The organism is Mesorhizobium sp. 113-3-3 (assembly GCF_016756495.1).
In the GTDB taxonomy this organism is placed as follows: domain Bacteria; phylum Pseudomonadota; class Alphaproteobacteria; order Rhizobiales; family Rhizobiaceae; genus Mesorhizobium.
This window is the reverse complement of record NZ_AP023244.1, coordinates 234,291-256,529: the sequence shown is the minus strand read 5'-3', so window position 1 is coordinate 256,529 and position 22,239 is coordinate 234,291. Positions and strand designations below refer to the sequence as shown.

Annotated in this window: 25 protein-coding genes; 6 read left to right on the top strand and 19 right to left on the bottom strand. The window is 60.3% G+C overall.

Annotated elements, in window-relative coordinates; all coding sequences use genetic code 11:
• Window positions 1–133: 133 nt before the first annotated feature.
• From JG746_RS35345 to JG746_RS35290, 12 genes are all read right to left on the bottom strand, one after another.
• The gene (locus JG746_RS35345; RefSeq protein ID WP_199202142.1) at window positions 134–2,467 is read right to left on the bottom strand and encodes a type IV secretory system conjugative DNA transfer family protein; all 2,334 of its coding nucleotides are present in this window, start codon (window positions 2,465–2,467) and stop codon (window positions 134–136) included.
• Entirely contained in the window at window positions 2,445–3,491 is a 1,047-nt protein-coding gene (gene virB11, locus JG746_RS35340) for a P-type DNA transfer ATPase VirB11 (RefSeq protein ID WP_199202141.1), read from the bottom strand. Before virB11 ends, JG746_RS35345 begins: the two co-directional genes overlap by 23 nt.
• Complete coding sequence (gene virB10 / locus JG746_RS35335; protein ID WP_244731011.1) at window positions 3,457–4,791, bottom strand: type IV secretion system protein VirB10; 1,335 nt, start codon at window positions 4,789–4,791, stop codon at window positions 3,457–3,459. Before virB10 ends, virB11 begins: the two co-directional genes overlap by 35 nt.
• 7 nt (window positions 4,792–4,798) lie before the next feature.
• A complete protein-coding gene (virB9, locus tag JG746_RS35330; RefSeq protein WP_199202139.1) occupies window positions 4,799–5,635 on the bottom strand; it encodes a P-type conjugative transfer protein VirB9 in 837 nt (278 codons plus the stop codon).
• Entirely contained in the window at window positions 5,632–6,363 is a 732-nt protein-coding gene (locus tag JG746_RS35325) for a virB8 family protein (RefSeq protein ID WP_199202138.1), read from the bottom strand. Before JG746_RS35325 ends, virB9 begins: the two co-directional genes overlap by 4 nt.
• Window positions 6,364–6,375: 12 nt before the next feature.
• Window positions 6,376–7,446: a type IV secretion system protein gene (locus JG746_RS35320; protein WP_199202137.1), complete on the bottom strand. Its 1,071-nt coding sequence runs from the start codon at window positions 7,444–7,446 to the stop codon at window positions 6,376–6,378.
• Window positions 7,447–7,672: 226 nt separating this feature from the next.
• Complete coding sequence (locus tag JG746_RS35315; protein ID WP_199202136.1) at window positions 7,673–8,386, bottom strand: type IV secretion system protein; 714 nt, start codon at window positions 8,384–8,386, stop codon at window positions 7,673–7,675.
• A 12-nt stretch (window positions 8,387–8,398) separates the two neighbouring features.
• Window positions 8,399–9,280 (bottom strand): hypothetical protein, encoded by an 882-nt coding sequence (locus tag JG746_RS35310; protein WP_199202135.1) that lies wholly within the window; start codon window positions 9,278–9,280, stop codon window positions 8,399–8,401.
• Window positions 9,277–11,688, bottom strand: a complete 2,412-nt coding sequence (locus tag JG746_RS35305) for a VirB4 family type IV secretion system protein (RefSeq protein ID WP_199202134.1) — start codon at window positions 11,686–11,688, stop codon at window positions 9,277–9,279. The genes JG746_RS35310 and JG746_RS35305 overlap by 4 nt, the downstream gene beginning before the upstream one ends.
• A gap of 2 nt (window positions 11,689–11,690) precedes the next feature.
• Window positions 11,691–11,999 (bottom strand): type IV secretion system protein VirB3, encoded by a 309-nt coding sequence (locus tag JG746_RS35300; RefSeq protein WP_199202133.1) that lies wholly within the window; start codon window positions 11,997–11,999, stop codon window positions 11,691–11,693.
• Window positions 12,000–12,004: 5 nt separating this feature from the next.
• On the bottom strand, window positions 12,005–12,313 hold the full coding sequence (locus tag JG746_RS35295; protein WP_199202132.1) for a TrbC/VirB2 family protein: 309 nt from the start codon (window positions 12,311–12,313) through the stop codon (window positions 12,005–12,007).
• A 12-nt stretch (window positions 12,314–12,325) separates the two neighbouring features.
• Window positions 12,326–13,183 (bottom strand): lytic transglycosylase domain-containing protein, encoded by an 858-nt coding sequence (locus tag JG746_RS35290; protein WP_199202131.1) that lies wholly within the window; start codon window positions 13,181–13,183, stop codon window positions 12,326–12,328.
• Between the two features lie 88 nt (window positions 13,184–13,271).
• Between JG746_RS35290 and JG746_RS35285 the strand changes: the two genes are divergently transcribed.
• Window positions 13,272–13,811 (top strand): hypothetical protein, encoded by a 540-nt coding sequence (locus tag JG746_RS35285; RefSeq protein ID WP_199202130.1) that lies wholly within the window; start codon window positions 13,272–13,274, stop codon window positions 13,809–13,811.
• Window positions 13,811–14,410, top strand: a complete 600-nt coding sequence (locus JG746_RS35280) for a thermonuclease family protein (RefSeq protein WP_199202129.1) — start codon at window positions 13,811–13,813, stop codon at window positions 14,408–14,410. The genes JG746_RS35285 and JG746_RS35280 overlap by 1 nt, the downstream gene beginning before the upstream one ends.
• Before the next feature lie 409 nt (window positions 14,411–14,819).
• Here the strand turns inward: JG746_RS35280 and JG746_RS35275 are convergent, their stop codons facing one another.
• On the bottom strand, window positions 14,820–15,077 hold the full coding sequence (locus JG746_RS35275; RefSeq protein ID WP_244731009.1) for a hypothetical protein: 258 nt from the start codon (window positions 15,075–15,077) through the stop codon (window positions 14,820–14,822).
• A gap of 789 nt (window positions 15,078–15,866) precedes the next feature.
• On the opposite strand from JG746_RS35275, the gene JG746_RS35270 reads away from it, so the two are divergent.
• Together JG746_RS35270 and JG746_RS35265 are read left to right on the top strand one after the other, a co-directional pair.
• Window positions 15,867–16,319 (top strand): helix-turn-helix domain-containing protein, encoded by a 453-nt coding sequence (locus JG746_RS35270; RefSeq protein WP_199202127.1) that lies wholly within the window; start codon window positions 15,867–15,869, stop codon window positions 16,317–16,319.
• A 117-nt stretch (window positions 16,320–16,436) separates the two neighbouring features.
• Window positions 16,437–16,799: a hypothetical protein gene (locus JG746_RS35265; RefSeq protein ID WP_244731007.1), complete on the top strand. Its 363-nt coding sequence runs from the start codon at window positions 16,437–16,439 to the stop codon at window positions 16,797–16,799.
• A 43-nt stretch (window positions 16,800–16,842) separates the two neighbouring features.
• On the opposite strand, the gene JG746_RS35260 is transcribed toward JG746_RS35265, so the two are convergent.
• From JG746_RS35260 to JG746_RS35250, 3 genes are read right to left on the bottom strand one after another with little or no spacing between them, the layout of a single operon-like run.
• The gene (locus JG746_RS35260) at window positions 16,843–17,541 is read right to left on the bottom strand and encodes a transglycosylase SLT domain-containing protein (protein WP_199202126.1); all 699 of its coding nucleotides are present in this window, start codon (window positions 17,539–17,541) and stop codon (window positions 16,843–16,845) included.
• A gap of 1 nt (window position 17,542) precedes the next feature.
• Complete coding sequence (locus JG746_RS35255) at window positions 17,543–18,052, bottom strand: hypothetical protein (protein WP_202359572.1); 510 nt, start codon at window positions 18,050–18,052, stop codon at window positions 17,543–17,545.
• 59 nt (window positions 18,053–18,111) lie between these two features.
• A complete protein-coding gene (locus JG746_RS35250; RefSeq protein ID WP_199202124.1) occupies window positions 18,112–18,702 on the bottom strand; it encodes a hypothetical protein in 591 nt (196 codons plus the stop codon).
• A 67-nt stretch (window positions 18,703–18,769) separates the two neighbouring features.
• Here JG746_RS35250 and JG746_RS35245 point away from each other — a divergent pair, with 67 nt between their 5' ends.
• Window positions 18,770–19,840, top strand: coding sequence for an acyltransferase family protein (locus tag JG746_RS35245; protein WP_199202123.1), 1,071 nt, complete (start codon window positions 18,770–18,772; stop codon window positions 19,838–19,840).
• Window positions 19,837–20,112, top strand: coding sequence for a hypothetical protein (locus JG746_RS35240; protein ID WP_199202122.1), 276 nt, complete (start codon window positions 19,837–19,839; stop codon window positions 20,110–20,112). The genes JG746_RS35245 and JG746_RS35240 overlap by 4 nt, the downstream gene beginning before the upstream one ends.
• 228 nt (window positions 20,113–20,340) lie before the next feature.
• Here the strand turns inward: JG746_RS35240 and JG746_RS37450 are convergent, their stop codons facing one another.
• From JG746_RS37450 to JG746_RS35225, 3 genes are all read right to left on the bottom strand, one after another.
• Window positions 20,341–20,568, bottom strand: coding sequence for a hypothetical protein (locus JG746_RS37450; protein WP_244731005.1), 228 nt, complete (start codon window positions 20,566–20,568; stop codon window positions 20,341–20,343).
• A gap of 347 nt (window positions 20,569–20,915) precedes the next feature.
• The gene (locus tag JG746_RS35230) at window positions 20,916–21,398 is read right to left on the bottom strand and encodes a thermonuclease family protein (RefSeq protein ID WP_244731003.1); all 483 of its coding nucleotides are present in this window, start codon (window positions 21,396–21,398) and stop codon (window positions 20,916–20,918) included.
• A gap of 101 nt (window positions 21,399–21,499) precedes the next feature.
• On the bottom strand, window positions 21,500–21,835 hold the full coding sequence (locus tag JG746_RS35225; RefSeq protein WP_199202119.1) for a single-stranded DNA-binding protein: 336 nt from the start codon (window positions 21,833–21,835) through the stop codon (window positions 21,500–21,502).
• Window positions 21,836–22,239: the final 404 nt, after the last annotated feature.

The following is a 22,239-nucleotide window of genomic DNA, read 5'->3' as shown; positions in this document are numbered from 1 at the left end:
CTCACACATAGCACCGAGGGCTCAAAGAAACCGTTCGATGCGCCCGTTATATCGGGTAGGGAACCCTTCGTTTTGTTCTCACACTCGACATCGGCACCGAACGCACGAATCGCTCTTACTATTCAACTGAATTTCACGTCCGGCGATCGCCGTGACGTCTAATTTGATCCTGCAACGCCTCAATAGCGGCTGACGGCGCTCCGTCGACATCTTCGCTATCCACTGACGGCGACAGTGAACGAGCGTCGGCCTCCACCTCCTGATCGAGCGATGCGAGCAACGCGGCGATAGACATGGGCTTGTTGCCCGGCCGGACTTGGAATTGCAAGACACTGGCCTTGCCCACAGACGCACTCGGGTCGGACGTGTTTGATGCCGCCGGCGCCGATCGCCGGCCCAGGGTGGGAAGCGGCCGCGGCGCATCATCGGCCGTCTGATCGGTCCGCTTCGATTTCAACTCCGTAGCCTCAGCGGCGTCCTCACGCTTGGCTTCAGCCTCACCACCCGCTCGACGGCCTGGGCTTGGCAGCGCCCGCGGTGCGTCCGAGCTGTCGCTATTCACTTTCGGCTTTGACTCGACGGGATCAAACCCTTCAGCCGCCGCACCAGTCGCCGGCGGCGCCGCACCGGCATAGGCTGTATCGCCCGAAACCGGCGCTTCGACGGTATCGGGGTCCAGCAACTCGAAAGGCGCCGCTGGCGCGGTGTTAGCCGCCGCTTGGACGTCCGCCATGGAGCGCAGCGGAAGATCCTGCCAGCGGGGGAGAGGCGGCACTTTCAGGCGCCGGTGGCGATATTGCTGGTAGGTCGCCTTATAGGGCGCGTCCTTATAGTAGGTGATCTTGCGCACCCTGAAACCAGGTGCGCTCGGGACCAGAACCACGGCCTGCTTAGCCGGCATTTGCCGAAGCTCCGCCGCCGTCCGGAACGGCCTTTCCTGGTAACTTAAACTCTTGTCTCGAGCCCCGAATATACCTTGACCGGCCCTAATTATCGGTGTGGGCACCTCGATCGTGGTCGGTCCCAGCATTATAGAGACATATTCCGATGTCTCGACGTCGTTCATGCGGATGAAAAGCTTCACCTGGCATGCGGACACCGTGGTCTGGCGCGTCGCTTTTCCATAGACCTCGTCGAGCTGGGCGAGGTCCTGCAGGACAAGAACCATGCGGAAGCCATAGCCCGCGTTGATCGCCAGCTTGGAAACGATAGACTCCATTTTGCCGAGTTGGCGAAACTCGTCGATCATCACCAGAACCTGATAGGGCTCGTCCGGACCCGGCAAGGAGGCCATCAGCACATCATGGATTTGCTGGACCAAGATTTTGACGATGGGCCGGAACACGTCGAGCTGCGCCACCGAGCAGCCGATGAAGAGAGCCGTCGGGTCCTTGCGAAGCTTCGAGATATCGAAATCCGTCGACGCCGTAGCGGCCGCAACGAGGTCATTGGTCCAGGGATTGAGAGCCGCCGTCAGGTTGAAGTAGGCCGAGTTTCGCGTTTCCTTTTCCAGCGCAATGAACTGGTTGAGCCCCTGCACGACCCACGAAGGCAGATATTTTTCCTCATCATTGCGGATATTCGTCAGCACCCTCAGAAAGTCCACGCCGGTCGAAAGAAGCATCACGACGGCGCGCAAGTGACGCTGCCCCTCATAGCGCGGTGACGTCAGCACATAGCCGATCATGGCCGAAAGCAGCTGCCGGCCGGCGCGCGCCCAGATCTCGGAACTTCCTGTCGCCCCCGGGATGATGAAGGAGGAGACCACCGCGCAGTCCGTCGGCATGCGCGCATCGCGCCGGATGAAATCCAGCGGATTGTAGCGATGCGAATCCCGCTCGCCGGGAGAAAAGAAAAAGACCTTGTCGCCGAGAGCCTGCCGGTGTGCACCGAACGCCTCGAAGTTCTCCCGCTTCGGATCGAACCACACCGAGGATCCTCGCCACATATAACCGTTCGGAATCACAAAGCTGACGCCCTTGCCGGATCGGGTCGGCCCGACCACCAGGACGTGCGCGGGATCATCCGAGCGGATCGTCGCCCCACCCATCTTGCCGAGGATCAAGCCTTGCTTTGCCAGCAGGTTTTTCTTTTCGGCGTCCATGATCGTGCCGAACCGCGCATCGCCGTAGTGCTTTGGCTTGCGGTTGATCAGGCTTGCAAAGATCAGGCCGACGCCGATCGCCACGACAGCCGCGGCCGCGATCACGCCGCGGATGATCGTCTCGCCCTGCGTGGGATGATAGGCCAGGCGCTGGCTGAAATGCTGCCAGGCAACGATCAGGCCGCTTAGGCTGCGTTGCGCGTTCTGATACTTTAGAAGCCCCCAGCGCGAGGCGCCTTCGGAAGGGAGAGCGGGATTCCACCGCCATGTCGCCACCAGCTCGTAGGCCAGGCTCCAAAGGGCGAACAAGGCGAGTAGGGCGATGAGGCCGAGGAAAAGCCTATATGCGAATACGCGAGACATTCTGGGGAACCTTTCTGGCGGCTCTCCATTCGGTCATGCGGTTGAACCAGATCGCCGAAGTACCGCGCCAGCCGCCCCGACGCGTCTGTTGGATCACAATCGGCAGGACAGACCGCACGTAATCGATGATCTCCGCCTTGCTCAGCCCGAGCCCAGCCTGCATGACCATCAAGGCTAACTGCTCGAACGCACCGGTCGGGCTGTCCGCATGGATCGTCGTGATCGATCCCGGATGGCCCGTGTTGACGGCGCGCAAGAACGAATAGGCTTCCGCTCCCCGGATCTCGCCCAGGAAGATTCGATCCGGCCGCAACCGCATGGCCGCCTGCAGCAGCGTTTCAACGGTCACGTGCGCCAGGCCCTGGTCGCCCTTTGACACGACGAGGGGCAGATAGTTGGGCTGGCGTGGTTTGACTTCTCTCGTATCCTCAATGGTGAGGATCCGCTCATCCGAAGGTACCTCGTGCAAAATCGCGTTCAGAAAGGTCGTTTTGCCCGACGATGTGCCTCCTGAAAGCAACATCGAATACCGTTCCCGCACGGCCAAGCCGATGAAATCCTCAATCTTGCCAGCGTCGAGATATTCGCAAAGGGCGCTGTCGGTCTCGCTCAATTCGCCGGGATCCCGGACGGAGATCGTATCGAACGCCCCCCGTTTCCGGTAATCCTCAAGGCGCATATCTTTCACGACCTGCTTGCGGATCGCGAAGGCGCCCCCTGTCGGGGTCGCCGGCGCAAGCACGCCCTGAAAACGTTCGCCGCCGGGGAGGGCGGCCGAAAGCAATGGATTTTCCTCGCTGACCGATTGCGACGATGACGCCGCTATACGTTCCATGAGGTATGTGATCGCGGAGCGGTCGAGCTCGGGCACGTCGAAGGGCTCCATATGCGTGGAGCCGACGATTTCGACCCACACCCGTCCAGGCCCGTTCGCACAGATTTCGACCACGTGCTCGTCATCGAGCCAGCGCCGCACGGGCTCCAGCGCCCTATTTAGAAAGACGGTTCTTTGCTGCCCGCTCACGTCGTATCTCCGTCAACGCCTCGCGTACCGGGTCCGGATAGAACTCGGAAAAATCGAGGTCGCGACGGACGAACACCATGATCCGCGACCCCTGATCGACATGGATTGTGGGCGCGATATTAATCGAATTGCGAAGCGCCTCTTCAGCAATGCGGTTGAGGCTTTGCGAGACCTGTTGCGCGCCGATCTGGCGCGCGTTCTGCATGTACTGATTGGGTTGCGTCTGGATTGTCACCGTCTGTCCGGTCTGCGGATCAGTATAGGTCTGATTGGTGTTCGACCCGTTCTGATCGTTGCCAAGGTTGGCGATGAACTGCGTCGCGCCACCCACGACACTTAAAAGGATCGCCGAGCCGAACCGCTCGAAATAATGGTTGTCGACCTCGCCCGGCATGCCGCTGCGACCGAGCTCGTCGGTGCCGGTCGAACCGAGCTGCACCGACATGCCGTCCGATCGAAGCAGGCGTGTCCACACAATGAACACCCGCGTTTGGCCGGTTGCGAGGCCACTGCGATATTCACCGATAAGGCGGGAGCCACCGGGGATCAAAACCCTGCGACCGTCGAACGACCACACATCCTCCGACACGACGGCCCGAACCATACCGGCAAGATCGCTCTGGATCGCGGTCTCGAGTACGCCCTTGATCATCGTCCCTTGGGCGACCAGAGCGTCCGTGCGCGGGTTCATCGTGGCCTTCGATGTATCCGCTCCGCTCTGGCTCGCCCTTGCCAAAAAACGCCGATTGGGGTCCTCCTCGCCCTCGCCTGCGTTTCCGGCCGCCGCTGCATCCGTACCATTGCCGCCCAATGCTGACGCACTGCCAGGCGCATCGCCGCTATCGACGACGAGCTGCTTGGCGCGCAAGCGCTCCCATTTGCGGCGCTCCTCTTCTTCCTGCCTGCGCCGTTCTTCCTCAGCCAGACGACGGGCCTCGGAATTGTCCTGAACCTGCGGTGGAGCTGCAGGCGGTTGCAAGGCTGGCGGAGGGGGAGGGGGAGCCTCGATCGTCGACGGCGGCTGCGCCGGCGCGGCCGGCGCCTCCTCGGGAGCTGTCGGGATTTTCAGGGTCCCGTTATCAAGCTGGGGACGCGGCGTATCGAGCCCAGGTGCAGGAAACTGTGTGGTGTGAAACTCCTCGCCATCCGACGCCGTCAACAGCGGCTTGTCTGGCGCACGCGTCGCCGCATAGATCATCCAGCCGGCGAAGACCACCGCGCCCAGCGGCACCGCGATCTTGAAGAATGTGCTCGTCCCGAATTTTGGCGCGGCGACCGCCGTGCCTTCCTCAGCGAGCATTCTGTACTCATTGGGAGATGGCATCGGGTGCCCTCACTTTCTGAACAATCCCACCGCCGACACGCTGTGGCTCGTAAGGTTCAAGCCCGGTCGGTTCGTTCACGTTGTTCAGTCTCAGATTGAAGACGCAGGTTGCGTCGTGTCCGTTGCGCAAGGTCCATTGGTAATTGACCTTGTCGACGACGATGTACGCGCCCTCGCGGCGATAATTCACAAGGGTCTCATTGCGCTCGCTATCGACGACATAGATCGCCGGCACTTCCCTTGCTGGATCGAAGCGGAACCAGGTCTTCACGCCGTCGTCGTAGATCACGAGCGGCTTATTCGCGGACGACCCCTTATAGGCATAGGACGAGTTGGCGTTTTCGGCCTTGAAGCCTTGCCGGTTCGGTTGTGCCGCCCGAGCCCGGGCTTCGTCCATCAGCGCCGCGTCCGAAGCCTCTTCGGGATAGCGGAACTTGATCGCATAGACTTGTTGCGCAACCGGCCGAAACTCGCCCTTCAGGAAGAACACATAGCTGCGCTTGTTCGTCAGGACGTTGAGATTCCCGCCTGCATTCTTCTCGATTGGCTTCACAAAAAGCACGTTGCCCTTCTTGTTGGGCTCGATGCTCCAGGCCGGGACGTCGCCGGCGCCGAGGGTTTCGATTTTCTCGTCATCGCCGAATTCGATCATGGTCGAGGCGCCATAGCTGGCCGGCACCGACACCACATCGTCCTTCTGATACCAGACGAAGCGAATGCGACTGTCACGAGATCCCGCCCGAGGGGTCTGTTCGGCAAGGGTTGGCTGAACCGCGCAAACGGCGAGCCCGATTGCCGTCAGGATGCCGGCGACCTTCATTGCGGGCTCTCCGGGGTGGGTGCCGGCGCCGTCTCCTGATCGCGCCGATATTCGAGCACCTGGAAGCCGAGCGGATTTTGAAAGCGGATCTCGTTTTTGGCTGGCGCGCCGGTGTAGCGGAACCGGATCAACGACACCCAATGCCGCTGCACTGTGTTGGCCTGGCTCTTTTCCTCCGTCATGAACCGGACCAGGGCGGTCCTTTGGTTGGGAAAAGTCACGGACTTCACGGTCACAGCCACGACGGTGTTTCGCCCGTACAGCACCACGGGGTTCGTCACCTTGTTCGCCGGGCTGAAAAGCTCGACGAGCTCCCTCGAGGCATCGCCGGTGCTCAGCAATTGCGCGAGATCGAAGTTGTCCTTCAGCGCCTTCGGATCGTAGGTCTCGCGAGCTTTCACATAACGGACGATATCGAACATCCCCATCGACTCGTCCTGCTGCAAAGGCCCGTCAGCCAGCGGCCGCTTCACCTCGACAAACCCCGTGGATTTGTCGACCACCACCATGTAGGGCTCATAAGTCTTGAGCGGCAGCGCAAGGATCAGCGCTCCCACCGCTGCAACGGCAATGACCGAGGCGACAGTTGCCACACACCACGCCAGAGATCGCGACCAGCGATTGCGCCGCGCGATATCTTTTTCCCAGATTGCCGCATCCACGTAGTACGGCAATGGAGACTCGGTTTCCTTCGCCGGTCGCCCAGCGCTTTCCTTCACATCGCTCATTGGTGCCCAAACCTATGCGGGATCCGTCAGCTTCCGGGAAAGCCGTGCATATTCCGCTGAATTCTCGTACCTTCTTTGTGCGAGGCTCACGCGCGCCCGCTCGCGACCCGCCAAGCGTTCCTGCCTCGTGCTCCAGCCCATGCGTCCCATCAGCGTCCGCTGACCGGCTTGGCCCATCGATCCGAAAGCGCCGCCGTAGAACCGCCCAAACGAAGGCGTTCCAATACCAATTCCGCCCGCGAGCGAGGCGGCAACGTTGGTGATTTGCGACAGCAGCAGCACGCCAACAAGGCAGATCAGGATGAGCGGCGCGGCTTCGGTCAATGTCGTTGTCGCAGCGCCATTCGACCGGTTGACCGCGTCGAAATAGGTCTGGGTGATCGAGATGAAGAATGCGCAGAAAGCGTAGACCAGAATCTGCACACACATGTACTGAACGATCGCGGTTATCCAGCCAGCAAAGAACCGGGTCGTGTAGCCGAACAGCATGAGAATGATGAACACAGGGGCGAGCGCCAGCAAAAGCCAAAGAAAGATCTTCGACAGGATGATGAGGAAGATCGCATAACCGATGAGCAGCGCGCCGACGACAAGTATGATCGCCGCCAGTACGTAGCCGCCGAAGTTCAACACCCCAAGGCTCTTGATAAAGGCAGACGTGGAATTGGCGAGCGAATCCCAGATGTTTTGCAGGGCCGTCTGCACGGAGTTGACGGAGTTCAGCCCGGCTGATGTCCCGGTCACATTGGCCGAAACGCTCGTGAGCAGGCTGTTCCCGATCGCCGAAGGTGTCTCATTCGCGAACGAATAGGCATATGTTTGAAAGTCCCCCCAACTCGTCGCCAGAGCGTAGATGACGAAGGCGCGGAACAGGCGCCAGACCATCTCCTTTCCCGATCCCGTAGAGGTTCCCTGCCAGATGCTGATGGCCCAGAATATCACGTACAGCGTCAGCATCAGGCCGGCGACACCCACCTGTCCCCCGCCGGTCAGGGCCGACGCCAGGTTCTGGTAGGCTTGCGATACATAGTTATTGCCGAACTTGTCGACCTGTTGCAGAAGCGTCGTGATATTGAAGTTCATTTTTTCGCCATCCCAGCTGAAAACAGAGATGGATCGCTCTTGAGTGCCCGCATCGGACCGCACTCAAATGGCCTCGCCGGTTCTGTTTTTGGTTCGGGCGCCGCGAACGCCAGTGGCTGCATTGGTCCTTCGTCGCGCGAGCATGGAGCCTTGAGTGGCTTGTGGCTGCACCCCAAGGCTGCAACAGCGCCAACGATGGCGGCCGCTGATAGAAGAAAGCGCACCGTCATTGGCCGGACTTGTATTCGAGCCCCCGCGAGGCCTGGGTGATCAGGTTCATACGATCGATGTTTTCCTGATTGGCGGCAGCCGTCGCGGTGTTCACCGCGCCGATCAGCTCGTTCACGGTGAGACCGGTTTGCACCATGATCTGGCTGTTCTGATCGATAGAGCCCTTGATGTCCTGCGCCGTTCCGATCCGCTGAGCGCCCGACTGAAAAGCGCTGGAACGGGTCTTCACCCCATTTTGCGAGGAGTCGACCAGCCCGGTAACAGTGGCCGCGACGTTCACCAGGGCGCTGTAGTTCTTATCCATCTGCGTCGTCTGGCCATTGATCAGACCCGAAATGGTTTTCACCAGCTGCAAGCCGTTGATCATGTTCGAAACGATGCCCTGCGATCCATTGCCGAGGCCGGCGAACGACAACGAGCCGCCCGAGATCACGCTACCAAGCGAAGGCGCGCTCCCCATGGAGAAGCCGCCATTGCCCAAGGCCATCTGCGCGAGCTGGCCCGCCTGGCTCGACCGGTCGCCCGTGACGGCCTGGAGCGTCTGTTGCGTATAGTTCATGATGTTGCGGTCGGTGCTGAGGATCTCGCTCGTGGCCGATGCAATCTGCCGAGCCTGTTCCAGATTGGCCTCGTCGATCGTAGGCACCTGCGCAAAGGCGATGCCGCCAAGGCCAAGCAAGAGTGCCGCTGTTAACGGAATTCCACGCATAGCGCTTTTCTCCTATTGAGCCTGATATTGCTTGACGGCCGACATAAGTTCGTCGGTCGTCATGGTGACGGGGGCGCTGTTCGCGTCCCTTTGGATTTGCGAAAGCATGGGCGAGACGTTTTCAACCGTGTCGGTCGTGCGCGGCGCCGTGCATGCGCTGTCCGTCGACGAGCAGCACGGGTTGCCGGCCGTGCCGCCGCCGCTCGTAGCCCCGGGGCAGCTCGTCGCGCCACCCGAGCCAGACGGCGGGGGCGGGGGAGTGGGCACCACCAGGCCTGAGGATCCCCGACTTGTCAGTGTGGCAGTGCCGATGTTTCGCACATTGAAAGCTTGGGCGAAGAACCCGGTTGCCTGGATCACCTCGTTGAAGGTCAGCCCGCCTTGGGCGCGAATCCCGCTGTTGCGGTCGAAGGCTTCCATGACCGTTTTGTCGGTCCCGATATCCTGCCCCATGGTCTCGAAGGACTGCCTATTGGGGGCCACCGTTGACATGCTGCCGTTCATGCCGCCGAGAACCTGGCCGGTGCTGTCGAGCAGGCTTCGTTCACCGGCATTGCCGCCGATAGCGCCCGATCCCGACCCGGTCGAGGCGAACGCCGAAGAGCCCTTGATGTCCGGATTGGCCTGTTCCAAGGACGCCCGGCCACTCGCCGGATCGACCGAAGCCTTCGGGCTCTTCACGTCCTGCGCCTTTTTGGGTGTCGTTACCGAGCAATTGACACCCTGCGTGGCGGACTTCGTATCCTCCTGGATGAGCTTGATCTGAACCTTGTCGGCCTTGTCCTCGCTCCGCTGTGACAAGATCGGGCCGTCAGAAACCGGCACGGCCGCTATGGCCGTCGATCCCGCGAAAATCGTCACAAGGGCGACCGTCGCGCCCATGATGGTCTTCATTCCGGGTCCCTCGCAAGAAAGATTGGTAACCAAACGTCCGGATCGTCGCCCACGCGCGCGCGCAGCGCGTCGAGCTCCTGAACTGTCTCAATTCGACCGGAGAGGATCTTGATCGCGTCAGGCATCGCGCCCAGATTGAGGCGCGCAATGACGCTGTCCTGATCATGCTTGATCAGGAATTTGCGGGCTTCCGGCGGGGTTTCGCGGATCCATTTAATCTCACGCTCCGACAGCCCGAACGCCCTGTGCGATTCCTCGTCGGCCTTCGGGTTGGGGAAAAAGATATTGGTCGGGGTCTGTTCGATCAGCGTGTTGGCGATCGATGACTTCACAATATCCGCCGCGGACTGCGTGCCGAAGCCAATGATGCCATTCAACTTACGAATGGTTTTCAGTTTGTCCTTGATGAAGTAGCTGAAAATATCATTATCGAGGAGCTTCCAGCCTTCATCGAGGAAGATCATGACCGGTTGCCCGTCGAGCAGCTCCTCGATGCGATGGAAGATATAGAGCAAGGCCGCCGTACTGGTCGTTGCGTCGCTCAACACGCTCGTCATGTCGAAGCCGAAAATGGACGACATCGAAAACGAGTCTTCCGCGTTGTTGAACAACCAACCGCGCTGATCCGGCCTCATCCATGGCTGAAGGCGCGAATAGAGGTCGTCATCGCCGGCGCGCATCGCACCGCGCAACAGCTCCGCGAACTCCTCCATGGTTCGACCTTCGGGCGGCGCGCTCGCCACCTGGGCGATCGCGTTGCGAATGACTTGCTCCTCGCGCGTCGAGTGGGCATATCCGTCGGATCGACGCAGGATGAAGCTGAAAAGTTGGAAGAGGAATTCCCGGTTGCGCGGCGTATCGGGCAGGCGCAACGGATTGAAGCCGGAAGGCTCACCGGCCTTCAGAACCTCATAGCGGCCGCCAAGCGACCGCACGAAGATATCCAGGCCCCTATCCTTGTCGATCATCACCAGCTTGGGGCGCGGCGTGATGCGTTGCGCCTGCGCGGCAAGAAAGCCGAGCAGCACCGTCTTGCCCGAGCCCGAGGGACCGTTCAGGGTGAAGTTGCCGAGGTCTCGAACATGGAAGTTGAAGAAGTAGGCCGTTTGCGACGTCGTCTCGAGAACGCTTATCGGCATTCCCCAATGAACCCCGCCAGTCCGGCCGCTGGGATAATTATGGAAGGCCGAGAAGCCCGCCATATTCTTCGATGAGATCATGGACTTGCGCGCCACATAGGCGAAATTGCCGGGCAGGGTGGCCCAGAACGCAGGTTCACAATTCAGGTCCTCGCGAACCCACAGGGCGGACACCTCCGTCAGCGCCGTGCCGACGTCGGTCACGCAGCGTGCCACGTCGTCCATGGTTTTCCCGAGGCACAGCACCGTCAGGTGATGCAAGCCGTAGAGCGCTTCCGAGGACAGAAGCTCATCGCGCGCTTCACCGAGCTGATCACCCACGATCGAGCCGGCTTCATCCGACATGTCGATCTTGCGCCCAACCCGCTCCATCTGGGTGAGCGCCTGGGGCTTGTCGATGATGGCGAAGGATTGCGTCACGATTAATTCGTGCGGCACCTTCAGCATTGGATTGAGCATCCCCGGTCCCGTAATGGAGGGGTACTCGCCTACCGAAATGATGGCGCCATACCGCGTTTCGCCAGGGAACGCCCCGCGAATTTCCAGTGCATTGGGGCCGAAGAACAGCCGCTTCGTCGCCAACGCCTCCGCCAGCTTCATGCGCGGCAGTGCCATCGGCCGCGGAAACCCGCCATTGACAAGCTGCACCAGGAATTCCAGCGGCTCGGAATGCCAAACGTCATTGCGCTTGACGACGGTGAGAACCCGCGCGCCATACGCCTGCAGGCTCTCTCGGACGGCTTTCATCACGTCCGTGAGTTCGATCAGCGCCCGCTCCTCGCTCGAAGAGCGACCGTCCGCCGCCCTGCGTCCCAAAAGCTTGCGGATCACAAGATCCGCTGTCCCGACGGTTCCCTGCAGCTCGCGCCGCACGATCGTCAGGTAGATGTCGTTCACAAACATGCGCTGGGTGCGCAAGGCCGCCGTATAGCGCTGATCCAGCTCTTGGCAGAACTTATTTTCGAAGCTCGATTCGATCGCCGGCTTCACCTCGCGGCGCACGATGTGCGAGTAGATCGCATAGCGCGAATTCGCCAACCCCCGAATGAGATCGTTGCGACCGAGCAGGCGCGAATTGATCTCCGCGATATCGATCGTCTCGAAGCACAGCCCGCTCATGTGAACGAAGGACATCAACATGCCGTCCTGCGTCTTGATCACCTCGTCGGACACATGCCGCGAATAGGGTATGTGGGCCGAAACCGGGTTCTCCCGACGGGACACGGCCCCGAAACTCAGTTCATCACGAAGAGCCCGTGCGATCGCCACGGTCACACCCGATAACTGCGCGCGCCCCAGAAGCTGGCGCTCCGGGGCGGCATCTTTCGTGAACGGATGAACATGATCTCGATGAACATGGGATCGCGCATGATCGCGATCCTGGCAACCGCATAGAGCGGCAAGCAGATAGAGAGCATGACCAGATTATGGGTTGCAAGGAACACGACAGCGGTCAGCACGCCGATGAACCCCGCGAGCTCGTAGGGGATGCCGAGCACCGTCGGCGCTCGCGTCAAGCCCTTGACGAGCGGAGTGATCAGCAATTTGAGCTCACCAGGATCGTTCCGCCCGTCTGCCATCCCGATCACCTGCCGACCGCGGATTGAAAGAATTCGACGATCTGGGCCGAGCCGAAGACCAGCACGATGCCCAAAACCCAGCTTCCGGCCACAAACCATGACAAGCGTGCCGCCCAGGCCATGAAGCCCATGAAAATGCAGAACAGAACCGCCAAAGCCGTCGCGATTGGACCGGTTAAGGTCTGCACCAACGTCTGCAGCGTGCTTTGCACCGGCTGGAGATTTCCGCCCCCGGCCATCGCCTGCGTTGCCAAGAGCATGAACGGCATCGCCGCACCAGCGCTGCGTGTCGCAATCATCTTCCACAAGGTCATCAAAGCTTCTCCTCAGTCAAAGTTTTGCACCATCCCGCCCTGCCAGACCGGCGCCGTCGCTTCGCCAGACTTCGTGGTGCCGCCATTGCGGGAGTTGGTGCGGGATGTCGGATCATTTTGTTGATCCGCCGCGCCGGCCGCAGCCGGTTGAACGCCGGCCAGGTCAAGGCTCACCGCCCCTGCGGGCATCACTGCCTCAGACCCGACCGATGGCCATTGGTAGAAATCGTTGATGACGTTGGCGACGTAGCCAACCGTCTCGGAGTAGGGCGGCACGCCCTTGTATTTGAGAACCGCGACCTCGCCGGCGTTGTAGGCGGCGAGCATGTATATCGGGTTCGGAAACCTGCGATGCAGATCGCGCAGAAAGCCGATCCCACCTTTCACATTATCCGCGGGATCGCAGATATCGACCCCGTAGCTTGCTGCCGTGGACGGAAGAAGCTGCATCAGGCCATAGGCCCCTTTGGGCGATAGCGCGCCGGAATTGAAGCGGCTTTCGGCCCGGGCAACCGCGAGAACAAGCAGCGGGGCAAAGCCTTGCTGGCGCGCGACCGTTTCGACGATCCGCTGTCCTTCTTCCTTCGAAAGGGCCGCAACTCCGGGGCAGGGGCTGTCAGCCTTGGCCGACGTCACAGTAGCGGCCGCGCTGTCAGCGCCTTCCGCCGTACCGATCCGTTGCACGTCTTGGCTCTCAACCTGATAGGCCGGCATCACCCGGCCATTGGCGTCGACAGCAGCATTAACGATGCGCGTGGCAGGTGCCGTTACTCGGTTCTGGGATCTTGGCGAAGCTTCCTGCGCAAACGCCACTTGGCACACCGACAGGGCCGCACCCGCCACCAGAATCGTTTTGCGGAATGGAGTCACCAAAATAATCCTGGCCGTTGCCGATTTCGCGATATCGAATTAATACAATGATTCGATAAACTGCAATCGCGAAATTGAGGCTGGCACAATGAAAATGAGCAGGGTTCTTCCCGTTGTGGTGGTTTTGCCGACCTTGGCGGCTCTGTCCTCGGCGCCGGCCCAAGCTGACGACTTTGGCTGCAAGGTTTTGCTGTGCATCCTCAACCCGCAGGGTTGGGCGAGCGTCGGGGAATGTGTGCCCCCGGTCGAGCGCGCTTTCCGGATGGTGGCGCATGGGGAGCCCTGGCCTCAGTGCCCCGAGGCCGGCAGTTCCGGTCGTATCGGATATGAGGAATTCAAACCTTGCCCGGACGGCACGATCGCCGTCTCGCCCGATGCGGAATCGAGCGGGAGCGACAACAGCTCTCGCTCACAAACTGTCTACAAGCCCGACAGCAACGGCGCTTTCTGTGCTGCGCGGAATGCGACGAACTCCTCTTGGGGCACGAACCCGAGAGGTTCGGGTTACGGAACGCGTCCAACATCGGCCGTGACGCCGCGCGAGCAGAGGACGGAGCCAAACTATCTCGATCTCACGACGACCGACGGCAAACAGCGTTTCTGGTTCAATCTGAGCAGGTATCAATAATGAAACCTGGCTTCGCCGCCGCCGGCATTCTCGCGGCCTTCCTCGGGAGTGTTCCGGCACTGGCCGAGGACAAACCCAATCCGTGGTTTCCGATCCCCGCCACGGCATCTTTCAGCACCGGCGACACCTGGACCTATGCCGGCGAGACCCACCGTCTCTATGGTGTTCAAGCCTGCTTGCGAGGCACTTATTTCACAAATAGGGAAGGGGGGCATGTCGATTGCGGGGAGGCAAGCCTTGCAATGCTCGTCTCTCTCATCCGGGATCTCAAACCTCAATGCTACACGGCCGCCTGGCAGGCCGCGACCAAAACGCGCTTCGTCGTTTGCGTCGCACAGCCTACGTCAGGATCCGCGGCCGGTTCTCGCATCGACCTCGGCACGGCGCTGATCTCGACCGGCTGGGCGTTCGCGGCCGTCACTCCGAACGGCGCTCCGGTCCATGCTCCCTATATCGTCGCGCAGGAGGTCGCTAAAAAGCAGCACCTTGGCCTGTGGCAGTTTGCCGACGTGCCCGATCCGAATGCCATCATCCTCCGCGATATCCGAAACGCATCTAACCAGGCTGGTCAGTCTTCGAATCCGCCTGCAAATCGATAACCGGTCCCCGGCGCGTTGGATCATACTGTACATCCTCAGAGGCCATCGCCGGACCACGAACGCGACGGCCAGCGCAATCGCCGAAATCAAGCCAAGGACAATAGCCGCGATCAGCCCCGGCTCTCGCTAAAACGATAGACTGTCCCACTGGTTCAAAAGCCGGGCGCCGGACAGCACCAAAATCAGGACTGTTGCGATGACAATGCCCGTTCCCGGATCCATGTCGAATTTCTTCAGCATTACTTTCAAGCGTGCGAAGTCCCCTCACCGGATGACCCCTGCCGCCCCTTGCCTTGTCTCAGTGCAAAGGCCAGCTTCAGCCGCGCGGCCTCCGTGCAGGATCCTCAATGATCGCTTGACCCAGGGGTCTGTGCGCGTGATTGAGTGGTTCCTGGCGCGGTTGGGACTGTTAGAGTTCGAAGCGGCCAAGGCGCCGATCGTTGAGGCGATACTGCCAGATGAGGTTCGGATCCTTGGGGTTGACGCCGGATGTCGACCAAGCGGAGCGATCGGGCTTTGCAGCGTCATGTAAAGGAAGATCGTCATCACAGCGCGACAGCTGTAAAGAGGAGGGAAGACGATAGCGTCCTAGTTTGTGCGTCAGAAACGCGATGACGCTGACGGTGGCGAGGCACAGGATCAAGAAAGCCGTGGAAAAGCTGAGCATGCGAAGGCCGGCTTCCTGATCGGGCAGGGCGAAGAAAGCGAGCACTCCGCCAGCGAAAATTGCGAACGCGAACCTCATTAGCATGACAAAGAGCCTTCTGTTGCGATGTCGATCATTATAATATCACAGATCGACAATCATTATAATGATCAACGGAGGTAGGATGGGCTCCTCGTGGATCAAGCGTTTTTCGATGAATGAGGCACGGTGCCGCTTTTGACGATATCGGCTCGGCGTATTGCCCGGCGCCGTTTCCAACTCGAACAGGGATAGAGATTGGATTTTCGCCGACTCCGCGGGACAAGGCCTAGCGACCCGTTTGAGCGTATCGGCAGTGCGAAGCGCGAATTTGCACGTCGCCACCTACATGTTTATGTTGCGGGAGGTCATGCAGGCTCTTGAGACACCGACGTTGCGGCGTCGAGGTTTCCCTTATTCGAAATGGTATGGGGTAACGATTGCAGGGCCTGCTTCGCAGGGGCAGAGATCAGGGTTGTCACTCCCGATGAGGTGTTATACGACAAATTCATAACTCGGATGAACCAGGCCATCCAACTGGATCATTTAATTATTCATTTTTAGCAGGGGCATGAAGATCGAAATGCTATCGTGCCCTGGAATGATTTAGCGGCGGCCAAAGCCATACGCCCTCAATGTGGGGGAGGTAAGGGGACGATGCCGCGACACTTTAATAGGGCAATGTGTCATCGTTTCGAACTACCAGGTTAACCACTAGACATTTTACAAGAAATAGCGGTCATATTCCGACCGATAAGCGGGAGTGCAACTGTGCCGATATTTAAAAACAAGACAGAAGACAGCGATGGTTGGCTTTCGATCCTGCTCGCGCTGCGACTTCGCCAAATCGAAAACGAGTACCCGGACTATGCCAGTTTCGCCGACGCTACGGGGCTATCGCGGGGCACGCTCTACCAGTTGCGGGCGGGGAAGGGGAACCCGACATTCGTCACCCTGGAGCGGCTGGCACGGCACCTGAAAGTGCCGGTGTGGACGCTCATTGGTCGGACTGGTGACGATGACGGTGTGAAGCGGGACATCGAAACGTTCGGCTTCAACTTCAACGAGATTGCACGGCATATTGAGGCCACGCGTGCTGTGAAGCGCTCGATGACGGAGTTCAGCGGTGTACCTACTTTGAAAGAGGCAGCCAGCCCCGCTGGGGCAACCTCCGAGAAGAAGCGGCTGCCTCCGGCCAAAAAGGGACGCAGCAAAAGCCAGTAGCATACGAGAAAAGTAGAAGATGCTAAACAACGGGCGTAGATTTATTTGCTACGATAGGTAGCAAATCTATTTTATATTTCTTTGACAGGCATCAGAAAATCCGCCAGCGTCGATGCAATGGCATCATTTTTTGCTGAAGGGATCACGATGCAAGCGAATCTCTGGCAAGTCGCAGGAGACAATGCGCTCTATAGGGAAGCGGCAGCGTTCGTCGATTGCCACCCGAAACCATGGGTGGAAGAGGTTTCGGAATTTCTGCGGAAGAAAGGCAAGCCCGAGACGATCACGTTGGTGATTGGACAGTTCATCGTGGCGGCCCTGTTCGAAGGACGACACGCGGATCTGCTGTACTGGTCGCTGGTTGCGGCCGAAGTGAATTGCGTTGCGATGGAGCAATGGCCTGATGATGTGCGCCAGGAACTGGCGAGTCATCTGAAACGGGGATTCGGCAAGCTCTCGTCGCGAAATCTCTCCCATTGAAGGCTGCGCCCCGACGGCGTGGCCTCAGATAAGGGAGACGGGGTCACACCTGACCAGAGGCAACGTTGATGTCGCTGCCGGCGGGACCGGGAGCGGATGAAGCGAGTTTTGTGTCACCACCGTTAGGCGTCGGAAAGTCGCCTGGTCCCATTTGGCAGACCGCTTGCGCGCCGCATCCCTGAGGAATGGATTGGCCGGCCGAATTGAGGCCGGCATAGCGGCGGTTTACGTCGTTCGTCCAGTTACGGCGCTGGCTTTCAGTGCTGCCGTTGTAACGATCGGCGAGGCAGCGAATACCTGACGTGCCGCCGCATGATTTGACAGCATCGCGAAGCGTCATTACGCCGCCTTCAATGTTTTCGGACAAGATGCCCCGATCCATTCCGTAGGCGCGACCGGTCGCCCCCGTAAGCTGCATCGGTCCAAGAACGCCACTGAAGGAGCCGGCACATGCTGACATCGCGCCTTCGTGAGCGGACACGGCAAGAGCGAGCTTAGGATCAACGCCATACCTGGTGGCGGCGTCTACAATCATATTTGCGATGTTCGGGTTGCGCTCCATCATCTCTTGCGTGGACGGATAGCTCGGCAGACCCGCTCCCTTCTTGCAAAGGGAAAGCAAGGGCGTCTTGTCATTGAGGTCGCAAGAATTTGCATCCTGGTCAAAGGAATTCGCTTGCGCAACACGCGCTTGTCCGACGACCAGGAGCGCGGAGAGGAGTATCGACAGGGGACGCAGCATCTTACTTCCCCGGACAGAAATTATAGATGGTGCCATTGATGGAGAGCGCGTCGCTGGATGGGCGCGTAATCTTCATCGGCGTGATGACCGGGGAGTTGCTGCCACGCTCTGTACATGAGGCTTGGAACGCATCGTCTCCATGACGGGTGCCTGCTATCTTGCAGGTGCTTGCGCCGACGGTGATTGCGTCGCCGTCGAACTCGGCAAGTTCGAGAGCGCCGACGCCTTGATCGAGATCGGCACATGTGTATTTAGACTCTACATATGATCCCTGCGGAGCCTTGAGCGGATCAAGCGCTTGCGCGATTGCCGGCGAGATCAAGACGGCTAAAGTCGTGAAGACTGTCGGGCTGGACATGCTAAACCACCTGAACACCATCCTGCCGTGGCCGCCGCCAGAAACCGCGGTCAAGGCCGCGCATCGCGCACCGTCAGGGAAGCGTTGATCCGCGGGCGATGGCCGGTGGCAGGCTGGTGTACTGAATAAGGTCAGGTTTTCTATGTCGATCATGGTTGCGCTCCTTCCGAATATCGAGGTTGCCGGAAACACATCGGGCATCGCGGCTTACCCTAGGGTTGTGGGACAGGGACCCGGAATTGGCATTCCGGGGCGATTTCACCTTGGAATACGACGCCAGCGCGAATGGTTTTGGCCTGAACATCATATGCACCCATCGCACCATTCCGAGCGAGGTCGGGGCGGACGTTGTTCGGTTGCGCGCCATATTCGATGAAACAGCCGGGGCCAGCGTCAGCGACTGTGGATCGGCCATTCTGATAGATCGCCAGACGCATGGGGCATCGTTTCAGCGTGGCCTTGCCGACGGGATCCTTGCGGATCGGCGAGCAGCCGGTAAGCGTGTGCAGGACCGAGAGTACGACGGTTTTCGTCGGGCTGCGCACCACGATGTGACTCTCGGAAGCCGGCGCGTTGGCGACCGCAAACCGCGTATCGCCTTTGGCCGCGTAGGCTTCGTTGTTCTCCTTCAGCCGGTCGGCCCACAGCGAGGCGTAGGGCACAGCTTCCGAGTTCGGGAGTTCGAGATCGGCGTAGGCGACGGCCCGCCAGGCGTTCGGATCATGCGTGAGCGACTGAGCCGAAGCGTGGGGCGCCAAGGTAAGGGTAGCCGCGACTGCGACAAATGTCAGGCGTTCGTGCATTCCTTGCCTCGCTTTTATACCCTATGATTAAATCAATAGATTGGTGATTGTCGAGCGTGATATTTGGATGGAACAAGAAGCTCGCCTATCGGGGTTGGATGAATTGCGAGGTCTGGCGATCGGGCTGGTGGTGTTGTCGCATGTCGGACCGGTCTTCGCAGAAGGCGGGACGGCCGCCGCTCTGCTGTTTGCGCCGGCGTGGAGCGTCGGGGTCGACTTGTTCTTCGTGATTTCCGGCCTGGTGGTGGAACGCTCATTACGAAGCTTGCGGCACGAGCGCGGAGCGCTCGAAGCGACCTCGGCCTTCTATGTCAGGCGTGCCATGCGGATCGTGCCGCTGGCCTGGTTCGTCGGCACCATCCTCTCGATCGGGTTGCTCCTCCCGGGAAGCGGCATTGAGCCTGAAGACGCGAAGGCGGCCTTCGCGTTCATCTCGAATGTGCATTGGGCGCCCTGTTTCGGGGGCGCCGCAGGATGCGGGAACGCCTTTGCGTTCGCGCCATTCTGGTCGGTTGCCGGCGAGGTGCAATTCTATCTGCTGGCTCCGCTCCTGGTGTTGATGCTACCGCGGCGTGCGCTTGTCGCGCTGGCCGGGCTCGTCCTCGTGGTCGGGGCGTTCACGCTCCGACCATGGGGCGGGACGCTTTGGACGTTTCGCATCGATGCAATCGCGGTCGGTTTGGCGATCGGCGCAATCATGGGGACAACCGCATGGCCCCGTCTGGCGGAACACCTGCGGGTGATCGGCAACATGGAAGCGGCGTTCTGGATGTCGATCGCGGCCTTCATGTTGGCGATATTGCCGCCGGCGACGCATGGCGTGGCGACTGCCGTGCTGGCGTTGATGTGCGGGTGGATCGTGGCAAGGGCGACCTTGCGGGGCGGTTCCGTGGCCTGGCCTGGGCGGATGCTGCGTCGCTTGGGAGGCATCTCCTATGCCCTCTATCTGATCCATCTGCCGGTGCTGGCGCTGTTCAAGTGGTCCCTTGGCCAACTCCTGGGCGCCCCGGCGACCGCAACGCTCTCGATCGCAAGCGCGATCGGGCTGTCTCATATGCTGACAGCGGTGATGGGAAATCCGCTCCGCCAGCTCGGCCGCCAATGGTCAAATCGAACAGTACGGGAGGTGTCGCCGTGACGGAAGAAAATCGTCGATGGTCGCTCGGTGGTGAAGATGTCGATCAGATTCCGCGAGGAGTGAGAGCGCTGGCCGAGCAGCTATTGACGGAGAACGACGGCAATGCCGTGGCAGCGCTCGTCGAGGCATGCTGCGTCATTGGAGCCATGCGGCCGGCGATATCGAGGGGGATGGTACGCAATGCATCCTCATCAGGGGTCGATATAGCGCAAGTGCTGGATGTGTTCGTGCGAAGCGAGCACCAACCAGAAGAGCAGGACCGGCAATGCTGAATTGCGTGTAGCTGCTTGAATTTTATCGGTCGACAGCGAGAGAGACGTGGTAGTAAATCGGCAAGCTGCGTGACGACACATCCGTAGCGTCGCAGAAGCCAGTCGCGAAAGCCTTGGTTTTGCGACAGGGATCGTTCCGCTGTATGTTCGGCTCGACTCATTGGAGTGTGACGGCGCCGCTTAATAGCGGTCGCCGAACCAACCCTTGCTCTTTGGGGGCGAGGGTTCCTAATAAGCCCACGGCACGGACTTGTAGGACGGTCTTGGGTCTTGGACGCGCCAAGCCTTCCGCCAGTAGTAGAAATTGAGGGGTACTCGGGCCAGCACGCGGCCATCGTCCGACAGGAGGTCGCAAGCGCAGGCGACGACGGGACCGTTGTAATATTGCACGCGGCCGGAATAGCCGTTGAGCGCTCCTGGCCGGCAGGCAAAGACGCGGACGCCTGCAGCAATCATGTCCGGGGCTTCTGCAGGGACGGAGATCGTCTCTATGCCTACCTTCGTGAGCGACCGCACAGGCACGGAGCTCCAACGCGAGCGGCGCAAAGCGTTGTTCGCCTGGGCTTCTGTTGGGTAACCGGTGAGCCGGGTCACGATCGGCGGGAAGCGGCCCCAGTCGGGGGCATACTCCTGCCTGCTGCGGCTGACCCAACCCGGCTTCCAATAGGGGTCTGTGACCGCAACGGGGCTGGCGAAGACAGAATGTGAAGCATCCGGCGAACGCCCGGCGCAGCCGGCGAGCAACGCCGCGGATGCGACGACGGGAAGCATATGGCAAAAGGAACGCATGTCGTGCTCCGGGGTCATGGATTTGGCGAGGATTTCCGGTACAGCCAAGGCATCTGGAAGGTGCTGGCCCAAATACCGCGATAGGATTCGCGAGCCTCACGCTCGAGCTGGGCGTAGATGGGGATGCGACGATCGGGATCGTCGGGGAGGGTGATGGCTATGCCGGCTTTCAGCATTTCGCCTGCGACGTCGGCCATTTCGCCGGTTGCGCAACGCGCGACGATGACAGCTGCGTCTTTCCGGACCGGCAAGCAGACAACCCATTTATTCAAGGTGGCGTTCACGAGCCATGCCACGGCGACAACGCCACATGGCCATGTCTGCTTTCCAAGCCTCGCGGTCTGGCCCAGGTCGCAGGCGTCAACGCCGTAGAGCCGGTACTTTTGGTTGGTTTCGACATCCTGGAACGTCGTGGGCGACAGGACCACGACGCGCATCGGATTGCTCGCTTCGTGGTCGCCCGGGGTATAGACGTCGAGCGCCGTGGCGGTGTCCAACGTGGGGACCTGCGCTGGGGCGACTGGCGGCATTGTCAGGGCGAGGCCGCAAGATGTCGCCGCGATCGCAAGGGCAGCGCCAATGGTTTCACGCGCCGGCTTCACTGATCGGGTCTCGGGCTGGCGTGAGCGAACAGATCGATGTCTTCGGCGATCACGTCCGTGGTGGAGTGGATGACGCCGTCCTTCTGATGCATGCTTTCCGACACGCGCGCCTGGACGAGCACCTTGTCGCCTTTGTGAATCTGGCGCGGCACGAAATCGGCCATCTTTCCCTCGAAGAAGGTGGCCGTCATCCAATCGCTGACTGATTTTCTTTGGCCCTCCTCGTCGAGCCATGACCGGTTGGTGGCGACACTGAGCTTGACTGTGTTGCCGACCTGGCGCGTTTCCCGACCGACATTTCCAGGAAGCAAAAGTTGGCCGCTGGTTCCCATGACTGACTTCTCTCTAGATTCATTGGATCAGTAAACTATCTCACAAATCGCTGTGCAAGTGTCTCAGGCTCAAAATCCGGACGGTGGGGAGGCGGTCTAGCCCGGGTCCGGCGCCGGATGCGCCGGGGTCGGATTCACGGTGTCGAGCTGGGCGCGGGCGGTCAGCCTAGGCTGTTGCAGCGGCATCCGACTGGACGAACTCAGCGGCTTCGTGGGGGGCCTTGCCTGATGTCGCTGCGAGCCTTTCGAAGCCGCTGTTCGAGTGCGAAATAGCGAGCCGTAATCGAGTTCAGCTTTGTGAAAAACTGCCTGCTCTGCGCAGGGTTGCCCGACGCAGGCGGAGGGAAGAAAGCAAAAAGAGCTTCCCGATCAGCGTCTAATTGTTCCAGCTCCGAGCAGAGACG

Coding starts and splice junctions, on each gene's coding strand:
- JG746_RS35300 (WP_199202133.1), bottom strand. CDS start 11,999: ATGGCAGACGGGCGGAACGATCCTGGTGAGCTCAAATTGCTGATCACT.
- virB10 (WP_244731011.1), bottom strand. CDS start 4,791: ATGCTCGCTGAGGAAGGCACGGCGGTCGCCGCGCCAAAATTCGGGACG.
- JG746_RS35280 (WP_199202129.1), top strand. CDS start 13,811: ATGAAACCTGGCTTCGCCGCCGCCGGCATTCTCGCGGCCTTCCTCGGG.
- JG746_RS35250 (WP_199202124.1), bottom strand. CDS start 18,702: ATGCACGAACGCCTGACATTTGTCGCAGTCGCGGCTACCCTTACCTTG.
- JG746_RS35320 (WP_199202137.1), bottom strand. CDS start 7,446: ATGAACTTCAATATCACGACGCTTCTGCAACAGGTCGACAAGTTCGGC.
- JG746_RS35285 (WP_199202130.1), top strand. CDS start 13,272: ATGAAAATGAGCAGGGTTCTTCCCGTTGTGGTGGTTTTGCCGACCTTG.
- virB9 (WP_199202139.1), bottom strand. CDS start 5,635: ATGAAGGTCGCCGGCATCCTGACGGCAATCGGGCTCGCCGTTTGCGCG.
- JG746_RS35265 (WP_244731007.1), top strand. CDS start 16,437: ATGGCATCATTTTTTGCTGAAGGGATCACGATGCAAGCGAATCTCTGG.
- JG746_RS35260 (WP_199202126.1), bottom strand. CDS start 17,541: ATGCTGCGTCCCCTGTCGATACTCCTCTCCGCGCTCCTGGTCGTCGGA.
- JG746_RS35225 (WP_199202119.1), bottom strand. CDS start 21,835: ATGGGAACCAGCGGCCAACTTTTGCTTCCTGGAAATGTCGGTCGGGAA.
- JG746_RS35255 (WP_202359572.1), bottom strand. CDS start 18,052: ATGATCGACATAGAAAACCTGACCTTATTCAGTACACCAGCCTGCCAC.
- JG746_RS35325 (WP_199202138.1), bottom strand. CDS start 6,363: ATGAGCGATGTGAAGGAAAGCGCTGGGCGACCGGCGAAGGAAACCGAG.
- JG746_RS37450 (WP_244731005.1), bottom strand. CDS start 20,568: ATGATTGCTGCAGGCGTCCGCGTCTTTGCCTGCCGGCCAGGAGCGCTC.
- JG746_RS35295 (WP_199202132.1), bottom strand. CDS start 12,313: ATGACCTTGTGGAAGATGATTGCGACACGCAGCGCTGGTGCGGCGATG.
- JG746_RS35245 (WP_199202123.1), top strand. CDS start 18,770: ATGGAACAAGAAGCTCGCCTATCGGGGTTGGATGAATTGCGAGGTCTG.
- JG746_RS35275 (WP_244731009.1), bottom strand. CDS start 15,077: ATGCTCAGCTTTTCCACGGCTTTCTTGATCCTGTGCCTCGCCACCGTC.
- JG746_RS35310 (WP_199202135.1), bottom strand. CDS start 9,280: ATGAAGACCATCATGGGCGCGACGGTCGCCCTTGTGACGATTTTCGCG.
- JG746_RS35345 (WP_199202142.1), bottom strand. CDS start 2,467: ATGTCTCGCGTATTCGCATATAGGCTTTTCCTCGGCCTCATCGCCCTA.
- JG746_RS35315 (WP_199202136.1), bottom strand. CDS start 8,386: ATGCGTGGAATTCCGTTAACAGCGGCACTCTTGCTTGGCCTTGGCGGC.